This window comes from Photobacterium sp. R1 (genome assembly GCF_054600795.1).
The window spans coordinates 155684-168650 of record NZ_BAAHZP010000003.1; the positions used below are offsets into that span (position 1 = coordinate 155684).

The 12967-nt window shown below is 49.0% G+C and carries 16 protein-coding genes; 13 read left to right on the forward strand and 3 right to left on the reverse strand.

Annotated features, from left to right (window positions below; genetic code table 11):
- Positions 1 to 222: 222 nt before the first annotated feature.
- The 3 genes from cspE (at position 223) to ACYP03_RS06465 (ending at position 1180) form a co-directional block, all read left to right on the forward strand.
- Positions 223 to 435, forward strand: coding sequence for a transcription antiterminator/RNA stability regulator CspE (gene cspE, locus ACYP03_RS06455; protein ID WP_330961286.1), 213 nt, complete (start codon positions 223 to 225; stop codon positions 433 to 435).
- Positions 436 to 817: 382 nt separating this feature from the next.
- Positions 818 to 961: a hypothetical protein gene (locus ACYP03_RS06460; RefSeq protein ID WP_459778946.1), complete on the forward strand. Its 144-nt coding sequence runs from the start codon at positions 818 to 820 to the stop codon at positions 959 to 961.
- A 15-nt stretch (positions 962 to 976) separates the two neighbouring features.
- On the forward strand, positions 977 to 1180 hold the full coding sequence (locus ACYP03_RS06465; protein ID WP_459778948.1) for a hypothetical protein: 204 nt from the start codon (positions 977 to 979) through the stop codon (positions 1178 to 1180).
- A 730-nt stretch (positions 1181 to 1910) separates the two neighbouring features.
- Here ACYP03_RS06465 and ACYP03_RS06470 read toward each other — a convergent pair.
- Entirely contained in the window at positions 1911 to 2063 is a 153-nt protein-coding gene (locus ACYP03_RS06470; RefSeq protein ID WP_459778951.1) for a hypothetical protein, read from the reverse strand.
- Between the two features lie 119 nt (positions 2064 to 2182).
- Between ACYP03_RS06470 and ACYP03_RS06475 the strand changes: the two genes are divergently transcribed.
- The 6 genes from ACYP03_RS06475 to ACYP03_RS06500 all read left to right on the forward strand — a co-directional run bounded on the left by ACYP03_RS06475 (position 2183) and on the right by ACYP03_RS06500 (position 6863).
- The gene (locus ACYP03_RS06475) at positions 2183 to 2554 is read left to right on the forward strand and encodes an NfeD family protein (RefSeq protein ID WP_459778953.1); all 372 of its coding nucleotides are present in this window, start codon (positions 2183 to 2185) and stop codon (positions 2552 to 2554) included.
- A gap of 23 nt (positions 2555 to 2577) precedes the next feature.
- Complete coding sequence (locus tag ACYP03_RS06480; protein WP_459778956.1) at positions 2578 to 4935, forward strand: heavy metal translocating P-type ATPase; 2358 nt, start codon at positions 2578 to 2580, stop codon at positions 4933 to 4935.
- Positions 4936 to 4962: 27 nt separating this feature from the next.
- Complete coding sequence (locus ACYP03_RS06485; RefSeq protein WP_459778958.1) at positions 4963 to 5316, forward strand: cupredoxin domain-containing protein; 354 nt, start codon at positions 4963 to 4965, stop codon at positions 5314 to 5316.
- A 127-nt stretch (positions 5317 to 5443) separates the two neighbouring features.
- Positions 5444 to 5905 (forward strand): hypothetical protein, encoded by a 462-nt coding sequence (locus ACYP03_RS06490; RefSeq protein ID WP_459778959.1) that lies wholly within the window; start codon positions 5444 to 5446, stop codon positions 5903 to 5905.
- A gap of 18 nt (positions 5906 to 5923) precedes the next feature.
- Positions 5924 to 6178, forward strand: coding sequence for a DUF5676 family membrane protein (locus ACYP03_RS06495; RefSeq protein ID WP_459778960.1), 255 nt, complete (start codon positions 5924 to 5926; stop codon positions 6176 to 6178).
- A 184-nt stretch (positions 6179 to 6362) separates the two neighbouring features.
- Complete coding sequence (locus ACYP03_RS06500; RefSeq protein ID WP_330961277.1) at positions 6363 to 6863, forward strand: hypothetical protein; 501 nt, start codon at positions 6363 to 6365, stop codon at positions 6861 to 6863.
- Between the two features lie 130 nt (positions 6864 to 6993).
- On the opposite strand, the gene ACYP03_RS06505 is transcribed toward ACYP03_RS06500, so the two are convergent.
- Positions 6994 to 7422 (reverse strand): hypothetical protein, encoded by a 429-nt coding sequence (locus ACYP03_RS06505; RefSeq protein ID WP_459778961.1) that lies wholly within the window; start codon positions 7420 to 7422, stop codon positions 6994 to 6996.
- 99 nt (positions 7423 to 7521) lie between these two features.
- Positions 7522 to 8400, reverse strand: coding sequence for a LysR family transcriptional regulator (locus ACYP03_RS06510; RefSeq protein ID WP_459778962.1), 879 nt, complete (start codon positions 8398 to 8400; stop codon positions 7522 to 7524).
- Between the two features lie 116 nt (positions 8401 to 8516).
- Between ACYP03_RS06510 and ACYP03_RS06515 the strand changes: the two genes are divergently transcribed.
- From ACYP03_RS06515 to rbsC, 4 genes are all read left to right on the forward strand, one after another.
- Complete coding sequence (locus ACYP03_RS06515) at positions 8517 to 9590, forward strand: alkene reductase (RefSeq protein ID WP_330961274.1); 1074 nt, start codon at positions 8517 to 8519, stop codon at positions 9588 to 9590.
- Between the two features lie 440 nt (positions 9591 to 10030).
- Complete coding sequence (gene rbsD, locus ACYP03_RS06520; RefSeq protein WP_330961273.1) at positions 10031 to 10450, forward strand: D-ribose pyranase; 420 nt, start codon at positions 10031 to 10033, stop codon at positions 10448 to 10450.
- Positions 10451 to 10475: 25 nt separating this feature from the next.
- The gene (rbsA, locus tag ACYP03_RS06525) at positions 10476 to 11981 is read left to right on the forward strand and encodes a ribose ABC transporter ATP-binding protein RbsA (protein WP_459778963.1); all 1506 of its coding nucleotides are present in this window, start codon (positions 10476 to 10478) and stop codon (positions 11979 to 11981) included.
- Positions 11978 to 12961, forward strand: a complete 984-nt coding sequence (gene rbsC / locus ACYP03_RS06530) for a ribose ABC transporter permease (protein ID WP_459778964.1) — start codon at positions 11978 to 11980, stop codon at positions 12959 to 12961. The genes rbsA and rbsC overlap by 4 nt, the downstream gene beginning before the upstream one ends.
- Positions 12962 to 12967 lie beyond the last annotated feature (6 nt).

A 12967-nucleotide genomic window follows, 5' to 3' on the forward strand; every position in this document is an offset into this window, starting at 1 on the left:
GTTTTTATTGTCAATTAAAAATAAAACAGAAATAACTATCTATTATCTATACAACGTGTATAGTGGCTGCAGCTCAAAAAGCTGAGCTATTAATGAAATATTTAGTTCAAGATCTTCTCAGTTTTCTTTCGATTTAATTCGTTATATTTAGCCTGCGATACCTTTTTCTTCTTCCTGATTTAGTAGCTTTTATTTTTAATGTATTAATGTATCGAGGTATATATGTCAAATAAGACAACTGGTTCCGTAAAATGGTTTAATGAAGCCAAAGGTTTTGGTTTTATCGCTCCAGATAATGGCAGTGCTGATGTTTTTGTTCACTTCAGATCTATCACTACAGACGGTTTTAAAACGTTGGCTGAAGGCCAAAGAGTAGCTTTTGATGTAGAGAATGGCGGAAAAGGCCCACAAGCTACGAACGTTACTTTAGCTTAGTGGATCTTTAGGAAGATTTCGTTTGTTTTCTTATTATGGCGAGATCTTTCTAGCTCAATGTTTGGTAAGTATTTATATGAACCGAAGAGGCAATTGACTGTTGCATTGGTATTAAATCGCTCTCGGGCAGAAAATATCAAAATGACAAAAACTGTTTGTTCACAGTAAATTACCACCTTCATTGTACCGAGACCTCTTGGTCTGCCACTATACCGAAGCTAAATAGCGATGTATTAAAACGCCATATATCATCCAGAGTTCATACAAGGTTCTTTGATTCGAATTTTTCATTTTATGAGTTGACTAACACTGGCAAAATTAAAGACTCTCAATGATTAAGTTTAGGGACGTTTAACCTTCAATCAGAAATGGAAGCTAAACCTTGAAAAAGAAATCATCTAGTGGTAAGTCGCGTAAAGATAAGCATGATGACAAAGGCGACAATCCAAATAAGATTCACCAGATAAGACGAAAAATCGAAGATATTCTGTTAGAGCGTGAACAGAAAAAACTATTAGACTTTTGATGGGAAGAGAACGTTATGCGAAAACCAGTAAAAAAAGTTGGCAAAAAAATGCGAAAAAGCGATTTCGAAGAAAGATTTTCAAAAATGGTCGAGGAATACCATAAAGCGAAAGAAGTTCTTGATTCTTTGGAGGAAGGCACTGCTGAGTATGCGAAAAAGAAAAAACAGTGTGATAGCCTCTTCGCGAGCGCCGAACGTTTCATCAATTCACATCAGTAGTTGTGCTTGATTTGTATCCTATCTTTAGTGGGTACAGATGTAGCCTTATTTGCATCATCACCATTTAGATTTTAAGAACTAAAATTCAACTTTATGATTGTGGTCGTGTTGTTTGAATACTCAGTAACTCTCATATGTCCACATTAGATTTTCTAGACATTTCTATCTTGACTGGTACCGCGTTGCCAACGCTATATCATAGGGCGTTAATGCTAACAACAAAATCAGTTCCCACATTTGGCTAAGTGTAACGATTCCGAAATGGATGACTTTGTGCTGAAATTTAATTTCACTTATGCCTAATCACGAGTGAGAAGCTAAGTTTCTCCATTCCCAGGGAAAAATTTATGAATGAATTTTTAGGTGGTCGGCGCCGGGAGCGTCTACGACCAGTCCGGCCAACATCAAATAATCTTAGGCAATTCTGGGCACGTTTTGTGCCTGTAATGAGCGACAGGCAAACGGACTGCATTTAAAGGTGACAATTCATAACATGAATTGAAATCAAACATAATTCCTTTGAATCATCCAGGTCATTTAATCAGCTAGTCTTTCCTGACCCCTGTTATTGGCGTAATGCGTGCGAAGAATATGGGCACGATGAATCTGAATGCCAATCTCGTCCGTCTCAGGTAAATCATGATATTTAGCCCCTTTATACATCAAGATTGAGCCTGTTCTGCTCATTACCAATCGATATAGCACGATCAAAAATGGCAGGCAATGGACGTTATAGTCCCATTTTTCCTGCCGGGCATCTTTCCGTCACCAGCGTTCTTTGGTCCATAATGTAGCTGTTTTCGATGGCATCGCCTTTCTCCTGACCGCGCCAGATGATTTTGCCGTTGTCCGGGCTCAGTTTTGTGGCGGTCAGGTACAGCATCTTGCCTTGTTGTTTCAGAGGACAAACCCTGCTGATTTTCGCTGATAGTGAACCAGCCGACCTCATCTGCCTGTAAAGCTATACTTCATTTAAAGCTTTTCATGTGAGTGATATGACTGATGTGCCACCTCCTGCTCGCCCTTCCTTTTCTTGCCTTGCCGTTATTTTGGCTGACGCCACTATCGTTTGCCGTGCCGGTGTATAGCGTCATATTTATGATTTCGATAGTGATTTACTTACTGGCGTTTCGTGCGATGCATTTACCCGTCGTCACAGGTTCAGAAACACTGCTGCACCAAGTAGGTGTTATTAAAGGATGGCAATTCGGTTTTTATCGGGTTTATTTGCACAATGAGCTTTGGAATGCGCTCTCAGATGAGGAACTTCAACTGGGCGATCAAGTGGAGGTGGTCTCGGTTCAGGGCGTGACGTTACATATACACCGGGTCGGGCCAAAGTTAATGACAGGGCATGGTGCTGACCAGACGTGACCAACTCAATCTGGAGTGATGTGATGACTTCGGTGAAAAAGGGTGACAATTCTTCTCATGACAGCGTTTCTTATGAAAACTCTCTTCAGGAGAGCGAAGGGGGAGATCTTCGTAAAATTCATGATGATGGCCCAAGCCAGGATGGCAGTACAGAACATCAGGAACTGATGATTGAAGGTGCAAGCTGTGCCAGTTGCGTCGGAAAAATTGAATCTGCGTTGAAAAATGTTCCGGGTGTAGAGCAAGCGGAGATGAATCTGGCAGAACGAACGGTATCTGTTGCAGGGAATGTCTCCGCTGAAGACTTGATCAAGGCGGTCGAAAAGGCGGGATATCAAGCGAAAGTCGCACCGAGTGGTTCTGAAGACGATGTGCTGGCAGAAAGAGAACAAGCCGAATGGGCGTATTACAAGCGTCTGATGTGGGAAATGGCTATCGCACTTGCACTCGGTGTCCCTTTGATGGCTTACGGTATTTTTGTTGGCGAGATGACCGTGGCGACGACTATGGAGCGGGCGGCTTGGTTTGTGGTGGGCTTGTTAACGATGGGCGTCATGGTCGTGTCAGGCAGGCACTTTTATCTCGGCGCATGGAAATCCTTTCAAAATCACAGTGCGAATATGGATACGCTCATTGCTTTGGGTACGGGGACGGCTTGGTTGTATTCCATGGTGGTTGTATTCTTTCCTGACGTTGTGCCCCTGATGGCACGTCATGTTTATTTTGAAGCTACAGCGATGATTATTGGCTTAATTGATCTCGGGCTGGCGCTGGAAATCAAGGCGAGAGGACGTACCTCAGAAGCGATCAAACGATTGATTGGCCTTCAGGCAAAAACTGCACGGGTGGTTCGTCATGGTCAAGAGGTAGATATCGTGATTGAACAAGTGCTGCTTGGCGATGTTGTGCGTGTACGCCCGGGAGAAAAAATCCCTGTCGATGGTGAGGTAATCGAGGGTCATACCGCGGTGGATGAATCTATGCTGACAGGTGAACCGATGCCTGTGGAAAAGGCCGAGGGTGATGAAGTTGTTGCCGGGACAATTAATAAAGCAGGTTCCATTCTTTTCAAGGCGACCCGGGTTGGCAAGGACACAGCATTGGCGCAGATCATTCAAATGGTCAAACGAGCGCAAAATTCTAAGCCTCCGATTGGTCGGCTTGCCGATGTGATTGCCGCTTACTTTGTCCCTGTCATCATGATGATTGCGATCGTGAGCGCACTCGTCTGGTTGAATTTTGGGCCTGAACCCGCAGTGGCTTATGCCGTTGTTTCAGCAACGACAGTATTGATTATTGCCTGCCCTTGCGCATTGGGTCTGGCGACGCCCATGTCGGTGATGGTGGGGGTGGGTAAAGCGGCTGAAGCGGGTGTGCTGATTCGTAACGGTGGGGCATTACAAACTGCTTCGAAAATCAGTGCAATGATTCTTGATAAAACCGGCACGATTACACTGGGCTCACCGAAAGTCACGGATGTCTTGGTGACAGGATCGTATCACGAACAGGATGTTTTAAAGTTAGCGGCCACGATGGAGTCTGGCTCAGAGCATCCTCTTGCTCTGGCAATTGTGGAATCTGCCAATGAACGTGGTATTGAGACCGGTAAGTTCACCCGTTTTCAAGCCATTACTGGCCACGGTGTGCAGGCTGAAGTTGAAGGGAAGCGCTTGCTGTTAGGCAATGAAAAGTTGATGCGTGAGCATGGTATCGAACTCGGTCATTTTGTTGAAAAAGCTGAGGCGCTGGCGGCTGAGGCGAAAACCCCGATGTATTTTGCTGTGAATCATCAATTGGCAGGGATGATTGCTGTTGCTGATCCAATCAAAGAAGATTCCGTTGCCGCGATTCAACGCTTGCGTCGCAATGGTATTCGTGTGGTGATGCTGACGGGTGACAATCAGGCGACGGCAAAAGCGGTTGCTGAAAAGGCTGGTATTGATGAGTATTTTGCTGAAGTACTTCCGGAAGATAAATCCCGTAAAGTTCAGGAATTACAAATGGAAGGTGAAGTGGTCGGTATGACTGGGGACGGCATTAATGATGCCCCAGCCTTGGCGATTGCGAACGTGGGGTTTGCTATCGGTACGGGGACTGATGTTGCCATCGAAAGTGCGGATATCACGTTAATGCGTGGCTCGCTGCATGGACTGGCAGATGCGATTGCGGTCAGCAAAGCAACGCTGCGTAACATAAAACAAAATCTATTTGGCGCTTTCATCTACAACATGGCTGGTGTGCCTTTTGCTGCCGGTGTGTTGTATCCATTTTTTGGCTTGTTGCTAAGCCCTGTGATTGCGGGAGCTGCAATGGCTTTTTCATCGCTGACTGTGGTCACAAATGCGAATCGGCTGCGTCTGTTTCAGGTGCATCAACATTAACGTTTCATCCGTCAGGAGAAAGACGTCATGCTGTTGATTAACATTGCAGGTTTCCTCTTCATTGCACTCATTATATGGTGGTTTTGGCTGTATAAGCCCCGGGAAACCGAACTGGGAAAAAACGAACTGGTGATAGTTGTAGAAAACGGAATCTATACACCATCACGGATAAAACTGCCTGCCGGAACCCCCATAGACCTGAAGTTTATGCGCAAGGATCAATTGCCCTGCTCGGAAACGGTACTGATCCCTGAACTGCAAATCAGCGACACACTACCTCTTAATAGATTGAAATCTATCCCGCTTCCCGCACTAAAACCTGGTGAGTATACGTTTCATTGCCAAATGCAAATGTATCGTGGGCAGATTATTGTGCAATAAAGCAATAAGGACAAAGCTTTAAAAGGTGTTCTTGTCTGAAATTTGTCAGGGGTAATTTTTCAAATCGAAACCGCAATGGCGTTCTATATTCACAGTAGGTAATCCTGAATCTTTGAAGGAGACAATGATGAATAAGCTTGTGTACCTGATAACAATTTCCCCGCTTCTCGCTTCTATGGCATTCGCTGCTGGTGGTTCTCAAAACAATAGTGGTATGGGAATGGGCGGTAGTGGTATGCAAAGTGGCATGATGATGGATCATGAGCAGATAACGGCGATGCACGAATATTTGGAAAAAATGCGTGAAACGATGAATCAAGTACGCAGTGAGAAAGATCCTGAGAAGCGACAGCAACTGATGCAGGAACACATGAAGCAGCTTCAGCAGGGCATGCATATGATGAATCTGGGGTCTGGAGATAATCAGTCCATAGACATGATGCACATGGATCAGATGATGGAAATGATGAATGAACGCATGGGCATGATGAACCAGAGCATGGGGATGATGCAGATGATGATGGGGCAGATGAGAGAGCATGAAGCTCAGGAGCATCGTGATCGTGGAGGGATGCATGACGAAGAATAAGCTGGGGTTGGCTTAGTGATGAAGATAAATGCATTTAAGTTCGGGATAGCCTGTGCCATCACTGCCTCTTTGTTTTGGATTATTTGCAGTGTGCTGGTGATGGCCATGCCTTCGATGATGATGTCAATGTCTGGTGACATGGTTCATATGAGACTGGATGATATTGGCTGGCATTTGACATGGGCTGGCGTCGTCAAGGGACTGGTTGCTTGGTTTGTGATTGTGGGAGGTGCTGGCTGGCTGTTGGCTTCGATTTATAATCGCTTGCAATAAGTTAATCAAATGATTCATCAGGCAAAAATGATTGGCATTGTGATATTGATGGACGTCAGTTTGACACGCGCGACTGAAGGTAGGTGATGTGAAGCTGACAGAAACTGTTTCTTTCTAATTCCCTCAGATACATCAACGGCAATGCAGTATTCGGTCTTGTGATGTAACCAGAGAGGTGATTGCAGTGAGAGAATCTGATGGATATATAATGTGTTGCCCCGTCTGCCATATGACGGAGGTGAACAAGACACTGGCTTGGAACTTTCAGGGTGTGAAACATTATTTTTGTTCAACCCAGTGTCTCCAACGGTTCAAAGCTCATCCTCACTTGTATGTTGGTGATCCGCAACACGGGTTAGCGCCAAAACAAAAAAATCAGGTCGTGTTGAAAAAGCGGCGAATACGCCTTCATGAGACAATCGATGAGGATTTAAAAAAAACCTTGGAGGGGGGACTGAAATCTTTGATGGGTATAAAATCAGTTGATTTTGAGCAAGAAGATATCTTTGTAATATACGATTTGTTGGAAATTTCTCTGGATACGATTGAAGAAGCAATTGAAAACTGTGCAGTTCAATTAGATGGCAGAATATTAGAAAACATCAAACGCGGCTTGATTCATTACAGCGAAGAATGTGCGCTCGACAATCTCGAACATTTGACGAAAGACAGTCATCGTCATTAAGTGCCAAGGGATGAAGAAATAACAATCTTTTTTATTTTTCACCGTATCTAGCCAGATATTACAACGTCGTATGGCAGGTACAAGAAGCGACACTGTACCTGCCATATTTTCAGATTAGCTCGTCAGTATTTCAGTTCACCCCATCTGTTTTGAGTGTCCCTTTGAACCATTTTTCCTGCCGGGCATCCTTCCACCACCAGCGTTCTTTGGTCCAGATGTAGCTGGCTTCGATGGCATCACCTTTCACCTTACCGCGCCAGACAATTTTACCGTTGTCCGGGCTCAGTGTGGTGGCCGTAAAGTACAGTGTCTCACCTTGCTGCTCGAGGGTATAGGCGCCGCTTTTGAAGCCCCAGGGGGCGCAACTTTCGGAGTAAAGTTCGCCGTGGTTAAAGGTGAGCACTTCCTGTTCTTCAGCCGACTGACCCACGATGCCAGTTGGCCCTGTAAAGGTTTTTCCGTCGAGTAACTGAGCCGTTGCACCCAGACTGAATGCGGAAAATGTGACGACGAAAATCAGCACAAGGTAATGATATGTTTTTCCGATGAATCTCAGCATAACTGCACCTCATCGCTCTGCTCTGAACAGTGAGAAGTATAGATGGCTTACCTGTTCATCGCCTTGTCTGTTGCGCCGTTAGGTTGCTCGGTTTGGTTGTTATGTTTGCGCCAGACATTCCCGGACGTATTCAATGAAACAGCGGGTTTTTGCGGGCAGCAACCGGGTTTCAGTCATCGCGTAAATCGGGGTGGGGGCGCCCTGCCAGCCGGGCAATAACCGGCGCAGTCGGCCAGCTTTCAGATCTTCGGCCACAATTTCTTCCGGCATCAGAATGATCCCCAGATCCAGGGTGGCCAGCCTTCGGATCATTCCGATGTTATTGAGAATGAACTTGCTGCTGACCGGCACGTCGATCGTTTCTGAGCCGTGACTCATTTGCCATGTGCCAGTCTTCAGAATATGAAGACATTCATGCTGCGTGAGCTCTGCAGGTGTTGCTGGTTCTCCAAAGCGCTCCAGATAACCGGGCGAGGCATACAGCTGACCCTTCAGGCTTGCCAGTTTCCGCGCAATCAGATTGGAGCTTTCCTGCTCACCAATCCGGATCGCCACATCGAAGTGCTCCGTGACCATATCCACTTTGCGGGAAGTGAGGTCAAATTCAAAGGTGATGTCCGGGTAGCGGCGCATGAATTCAGGCATCAACGGCGCCAGAAAAGTCACGGCAAAATCGACCGGGAGCGATGCCCGGATCAAACCGCTGGGGTGTTCCAGCATATCCCCTAACTGTTCATGGGCCAGCTTGGCCTCCGCCACAATCCGTTTGCAGCGTTCGTAATAGAGTTTGCCGGCTTCTGTCAGTTCCAGCTTGCGTGTCGTCCGGTGCAGCAGACGTAAGCCGATTTCTTGTTCCAGAGTGCTGATGCGTCTGGACAGCGTCGAATTCGGCACGCCTGTGATCTCAGCAGCTTTGCGGAAGCTCATGACATTTGCCACTTCTACAAACAGCGCCATATCGTTCAGTAATCCCGTCATGATTGCTCCATTAATGGGTCAATGATTTCCATTTAATCATATTTATTCCATATGTGAATTGGTTAATGATGACTGGGTCGAAAATGAGTGAGCAGCATCTGCTGCGGGAGTGAACCATGAGCCAGTTATTTGCACCGGTCCGTTTAGGCCGAATCACCTTATCTAACCGCCTTGTGATGGCACCGATGACCCGTTCCCGGGCGAACCTGGACGGAACGCCCGGAGCACTGACCGCCGAGTACTATACCCAGCGTGCCAGTATCGGCCTGATTGTGACTGAAGGCGTGCAGCCTTCCGATGATGGGCAGGGCTACCTCGCCACCCCCGGGATTTATACCGATGCGCAGGTGGCGGGCTGGAAACAGGTCACCGCTGGCATTCATGCGCAGGGCGGCCATGTGTTCTTTCAGCTGATGCATGCGGGCCGGATGTCGCATCCGGACAATACGTTGCATCATCGTCCGGGTGTCGCGCCATCGGCGATTTCGCCGCAGACAAAAATGTTTACGGTCTCCGGCATGCAGGATATTCCGGTTCCCCGTGCTCTGACGACAGAAGAGATTCGTCAGACCGTTGCCGACTTCCGCTTCGCTGCGCGTCGTGCCATTGAAGCCGGTGCAGACGGCGTGGAGATCCACGGGGCCAATGCGTATCTGATTCAGCAGTTTTTCGCACCCAGTGCCAACACCCGGACCGACGAATACGGGGGGGCGATAGAAAACCGTGCCCGGTTTGCGATTGAGGTTGCTACGGCTATTGCGGAGGAAATCGGGGCCGACAGAACGGCGATCCGTCTGTCACCGGGCACCACCATCTGGGGAATTGATGAGGGCAGCGAAGGCCCGGCGCTTTACCGTTATCTGGTCGCAGAACTGAACAAACTGGGGCTGGCTTACCTGCATATCATGCATCAGGGCAATGAGCCGCTGATCCGTGACATCCGGGATATCTGGCAGCACACGCTGATCCTGAACCGTCCGGGCCGGCCGCGGGATGAGATTGGCAGTGATCTCAATGCGGGTCTGGCTGATCTGGAATCTTACGGCATGATGATTCTGGCCAATCCGGATTTCGTTGAGCGCCTTGAAACCGGTGCCGCGCTGAATGATGCAGATCCGGTTTCTTTCTATGGCGGCAGTGCGGCAGGTTACACCGACTATCCGACGCTGACTGCTGAGGCTTCTGCGTAAGCTCAGATGTCCGGCGTTGGCCCAGATGGAGGGCTTGCAGGTGAATCTGCAAATTCATGATGCATATCATCCACATCAGCAGGGGCGAAAACGCCTCTGCTGTTTTTTTGTAAATGTCCGTTTTTCTTATCCGGCTCACCGCGATTCAGATCACCTTTTTACTTCTGCTACTGATAGATCTGACGATCCCAATCACAGTTCAACTTTTCACCTGCTGCAAAGAAATCTCAGTGGATTAGAATTCATCGAAACGTTTCGATGAGTTTTCCCAATCATAAAAAAGACAGGATACAGAAAACACATCACTGCCTATTTTGGGCAGATAAACCGATATTTTGACGACGTTAGAAGTTTTTCCCGACGATTTCATTACGGGAAGCCTGGATTGTCTAATCAAGGTTTGAGCAAGGCCCAAACCGGGCCAAGAAAGGTGTTGAAGCATGAAAAAAAGTACCCTCCTGCATGCCGAGTTGTCCTATCTGGTGGCGACGCTGGGGCATACCGATGAAGTGACGATTTGTGATGCCGGGTTGCCGGTGCCGGATCAGGTGCAGCGGATCGATCTGGCGCTGACGCATGGCGTGCCCGGTTTCATTGAGACTGTCCGCACACTGTTGTCTGAATCACAGATTGAAGGCGTGGTGATGGCAGAGGAGTTTCAGCAGGTGAGTCCGGCGCTTCATCAGTCGCTGATGGGGTTGCTTGAGGAAGAGCAGGCACGTATTGGCCGCGACATAGCTGTCACCTACCTGTCTCACGAAGCCTTCAAGCAACGGACGCACCAGAGCCGGGCTGTGGTCCGGACCGGGGAATGCACCCCGTATGCGAACGTGATTTTTCAGGCCGGTGTGGTGTTCTGACCACAGCAACCATTGAGGACGGCGTATGACGCAAGCCATTTTACAACTCAGTGAGATTGAAAAAGCCTTCCCGGGCGTGAAGGCACTGGATAAAGCCAGCCTGAACGTCTATCCGGGACGGGTGATGGCGCTGATGGGGGAAAACGGCGCCGGGAAATCAACCCTGATGAAGGTGCTGACCGGCATTTACAGCAAAGACGCGGGCAGCATTCACTATCAGGGGCAAACCGCAGCTTTCAAAGGGCCACGTGATTCTCAGCAGGCGGGCATCAGTATTATTCATCAGGAACTGAACCTGATCCCTGAACTGACGATTGCCGAGAATATCTTTCTCGGTCGTGAATTCACCGGTCCGCTGGGCCGGTTTCTGTGGGGCCGGATGTACGATGAAGCCGACCGGTTGCTGGCCCGGCTGAATGTGAAACACAGCTCGAAAACCTTACTGGGCGACCTGAGTCTGGGTGAACAGCAGATGGTGGAGATAGCCAAGGCGCTGTCGTTCGAGTCGAAAGTTATCATTATGGATGAGCCGACTGACGCGCTGACGGATACCGAAACCGCCTCTCTGTTCGCGGTAATCAATGAGTTGCGCGCACAAGGCTGCGGCATTGTGTATATCTCGCACCGCCTGAAAGAAATCTTCGAAATCTGTGACGACATCACCGTGCTGCGGGACGGCAAATTCATCGGGGAATGCCGGGTGGCAGACACCAATGAAGACGGTCTGATTGAAATGATGGTCGGCCGCAAACTGGAAGAGCAGTATCCGCGCATTGCGGTCAAACATGGTGAGACCTGCCTTGAAGTGATCGGCCTGACCGGCTCCGGTGTGCATGAGGTGAGTTTTACCCTCAAACGCGGTGAGATTCTGGGGATTTCCGGTTTGATGGGGGCTGGCCGGACGGAGCTGATGAAGGTGATTTACGGTGCGTTGCCAAGCGAGCGGGGCGTGATCAACCTGAACGGCAAAACCATCAATCCGATCAGCCCGCAGGACGGACTGGCCAATGGCATCGCTTATATCTCGGAAGACCGCAAAGGCGATGGTCTGGTTTTGGGGTTGTCGGTGAAAGAAAACATGTCTCTGTGTGCACTGGCGCAACTGAGCAAAGGGATTCAGATTCAGCATGGCGACGAAGTGATGGCTGTGGATGACTTTATTCGTCTGTTCAACATCAAAACACCGGGCCGGGATCAGATCATCGGCAATCTGTCGGGCGGGAATCAGCAGAAAGTGGCGATTGCCAAAGGCCTGATGACCCGGCCCAAAGTTCTGATTCTGGATGAGCCGACACGGGGTGTCGATGTCGGTGCCAAGAAAGAAATTTATCAGCTGATCAATCAGTTCAAAGACGAAGGTATGAGCATCATTCTGGTGTCTTCCGAAATGCCGGAAGTCCTCGGAATGAGTGACAGGATTCTGGTGATGCATGAAGGCCGGATTAGCGGCGAATTTGATGCAAAAGATGCCGATCAGGAAAAACTGCTGGCCTGTGCTGTCGGCAAATTGATTAACGGGGAAGCAGCATGAGTACCAAAACCTTGAGTCAACCCACCGAAGCCCGCGAGAAAAAACGGTTCAGCAAAGCCTGGCTGATTGAGCAGAAGTCGTTGATTGCCCTGCTGTTTCTGATTGTTGTGGTGTCCTTTCTGAATCCGAACTTTTTCACCGCGGATAACATTCTCAATATTCTGCGCCAGACCTCGGTCAACGCCATCATTGCCGTCGGCATGACACTGGTCATTCTGACTGCGGGGATCGACCTCAGTGTCGGCTCGGTGCTGGCATTGTGCGGCGCGTTTGCCGCCAGTCTGATTGCGATGGAAGTCCCGGTCCTGATTGCGGTGCCGACGGCTTTGCTTGCCGGAGCTGCGCTGGGCGCGGTCAGCGGGATCATCATTGCCAAGGGCAAGGTGCAGGCTTTTATTGCCACCTTGGTGACCATGACGCTGCTGCGCGGTGTCACCATGGTGTACACAGATGGCCGTCCGATCTCGACGGGTTTTACCGATACGGCTGATGCCTTTGCCTGGTTTGGTACCGGCTATGCGCTGGGGATTCCAGTGCCGGTCTGGCTGATGGTGGTGGTGTTCGCGGCGGCCTGGTATCTGCTCAATCACACCCGCTTTGGCCGCTATGTGTATGCGCTCGGCGGGAATGAGTCCGCGACCCGTTTGTCCGGTATCAATGTGGACCGGGTGAAAATCGGTGTCTACGCCATCTGTGGCCTGCTGGCTGCGCTGGCGGGCATCATTGTGACCTCGCGTTTGTCTTCGGCACAGCCGACGGCGGGCATGGGATACGAACTGGATGCCATTGCGGCTGTGGTGCTGGGCGGCACCAGCCTGATGGGCGGTAAGGGCCGGATTATGGGCACTTTGATTGGCGCGCTGATCATCGGCTTCCTGAATAACGCCCTGAACCTGCTCGATGTGTCTTCTTACTACCAGATGATTGCCAAAGCAGTTGTGATTTTGCTGGCTGTGCTGGTGGATAATAAAAACAAGTAAATCCTC